The sequence below is a fragment of the Stenotrophomonas sp. 2YAF22 genome (assembly GCF_052114665.1).
Lineage (GTDB): Bacteria > Pseudomonadota > Gammaproteobacteria > Xanthomonadales > Xanthomonadaceae > Stenotrophomonas > Stenotrophomonas indicatrix.
Genome location: NZ_JBFRFE010000590.1, coordinates 1 through 2,752, shown reverse-complemented (window position 1 = coordinate 2,752; position 2,752 = coordinate 1). Strand labels below are relative to the sequence as shown.

Here is a 2,752-nt window from a genome sequence, read left to right as displayed (position 1 = left end):
GTCCTGAACTGTCTGGCTGACGCGATTCCGCGGGTCGTAAGTAGCCTGCATCTTGCGTTTGAGTGCGTCAGTGATCAGCTGAGCATTGCCGACCACATCATAGCCAATGTCGGTGGCGTCGCCACCTGCGGTCTTTTGGCTAAGAAGCTGGCCCAATGGGTTATAGGCACGGGAAAGCGAGCGCTTCATTGTGCCGCCGGAATCGACGACGTCCTCCTTGATTCTATTTCCGGCGGCGTCAAGCACATAATGAATGCTATTGCCTTCCCCGTCATTAATTCTTATCAGGCGATGCGCGTCGTCGTAACTGTAATTCAGCGCTGCCCCATCGGGATCGACAATAGATGTGACATTTTCCGCTGAATCAAAAGTGATCGTGGTGACACTGTCTTGAGGTGAGGTCGAGCCATCCTGAGCAGCGCGCTCTGTGAGCGACGTCAATTTGCCTCGAGGCGTATAGCTCAAGTCATGAATTTTGCCGGAACCGTCCCTAAGCCTGGTAGCTCGCCCGTTGCGATCATAGGTCAGCCACGTCGTCTTTTGGCCCAGCGCATTCGTGGCCTGATATAGATCGCCGACACGATGACATGCGCCACCGACAGTTCCGCATCCAGACTCATCAGTGGACTGGTAGTAGCTGTATACGGTGACATCCTGAACATCGGTTCTGGGACCGTCTTCCGTAAGCACAAGTCCCAACTGCGGGCACCGGCTGGAATCTACACTAGTGCAATAGCTGGTCGCCCACTGGCGAGTCCCTTCCGGGGCGTTGATCATGCTTCCGCATGCGTATCCAGCTGCTGCCGGAATCGTTGGATCAACTTCGCATCGCGCAACCTCAAGGCCGACGGCGTTGTACTTCCACGAGGTGCTGGAAACAGTGGCACCCTCCGCGTCCATTACAACTCGATTGAGGGGTGCTCGCAATGTGGCATCCCAAGTGGTCGTCGTGGTTCGCTGCTGCGACGTCCCTGCGGCTTCAACCTGCTCTGCAAGCAGGCCGTTTGGCCCATACACTGTACGCGTGATGCTGCCTTTGAAGTCAGTGACCGAGGCTGGATACCCATTGGCATCGTAGGTCATGGCCTTATAGGGTTGGTTGCACTGGTTGCCGCAGGCCGCCGATCCACCAGCAGGCATTAGGCGGCCTTTGCCAGTGTCCACAAATCCAAGCCTGGATGCCGCCCCCAACGGTCCTTTTACCGTCACCGGCAGCGTGCCCTTCCATGTGGAGGCAGCATAGTCCAGCGTCGTCGTGTCAACTCCGCCAGCGAACTCTGCGTGATATGCACGATTATTGTAGTTGTATTTGATCGTCTCGTAACGGGCGCCCTTCTCATCTACGATGCCTGTCAAGAACGATGTGCCAGCCGCGGCCGGGCTGTTGGCGGGCTCATTGTAGATGTAACCTTTGACAGTGAAATCTGGATAAGTTACCGAGGCGAGTTGGCCTGATACGTTGTACGTGAACGCCTGGACTCCGCCGTCGGGCAGTAAAACCTTGGTCAATTGAGACGCCGAGTTGTATGAAAATCTGAGTGAACGCCCACTCGAGTCCGCAACGCTCAACAGCATGTCCGGACCTGGTGCAGCTTCCGTAGGCGTCACTGCGCCCGAATACCCCAGTACCAGCGTCCGCTGCCCCGAGGCATCATAGACCTCCTGCAGCAGCCCAGCTGAATCGTAAATCTCGGTTTGCCCGTTGGCGGCCAACTGCAGTGCGTAACCGGCGCCTGCCTCGCGGTCAACTAACACGTCGGCGACGTCGGAGTCGACAGTCCAGGCACTTTCCGTGCGCGTAAAAAGTTCCGAGGCACCGTCCGGCCTGGTAGCTCGAATGAAGGTCCGCTCTCCGGCTGCGCCGGTATTTGATGCCAGAATTTCCAGGCGCCGATCAAATAGGTGGCGCCACTGCGGACCCAATGAAGAGCCCGGGGCGCGTACTGAGCTGTTGTAGAATCGCCGGAACATCAGCCCAGAGGGAGATTCATAGTCAGTTTCCTGCCTATAGAAGTTTCCTGTCGAGGTGTTAATCGGGTCTCCCTCAAAGGGGCTACCAGGATCGCGAGCATTGGCGTAGGCGCTGCTGTCGGCAGAACCTCGCGCGCCCGTCCCGTCTGTGGCCGAGCCAAGCCCCGCAGAACATCGCTTCTGACAGCCGCCAAGATTCTTCTGGGGCTGTCCGATAGATATCTCGGAAGCAAATACGTTATCGCTAGACTTCCCATTTACAAAGATCGTTGCAGCCCAACCATCAGTGCCATACCTCACCGTGACGACAGGCGGCTTGGTACACTTTGGGTCCTGCTGGCAAGGGGCCTTGATCTTCTGGACGAGGAAGTTGACAGCAGCACCCACGCTCTCGAAAGAGCCAACCCCTCGAAACGACTGAACTTTATAAGGGGGGCCATAATACGTGGCTGCATTGGCAGTTTGCGCCACCGCCAGCGTGAAACAGAAGATGACAGCCGTCGCGGTGACCCGGCCGCGTATAGCCCTGACCAATGCCATTGGTGCACACTCCATGTGAACTGTAGTTGGTAAAATCCGGCCAAAGGGCGAATTCCGATATCAATCCCTAATGCTCGGAACGAAAAATCTTCCGCACCTTTCTGGCGGAGCTGACGGATGATACGGCAAGCGAGCAAATCTTATATGTGCGACTGCTCACAGTTGATTCCGTGCGGACGCGACCCTCCTTGGCGCGAAGGCCTACCAGGACTCGGCGCGAGCGGGACAGCATGTTGGAGCA

Annotated in this window: 1 protein-coding gene; it reads right to left on the bottom strand. The window is 56.9% G+C overall.

All coding sequences use genetic code 11. The features are described 5' to 3' along the window. Positions 1-2,511: DUF6531 domain-containing protein (locus AB4Y84_RS18595; RefSeq protein ID WP_442250629.1), on the bottom strand; the 2,511-nt coding region annotated here is incomplete at its 3' end. Between the last annotated feature and the right edge of the window lie 241 nt (positions 2,512-2,752).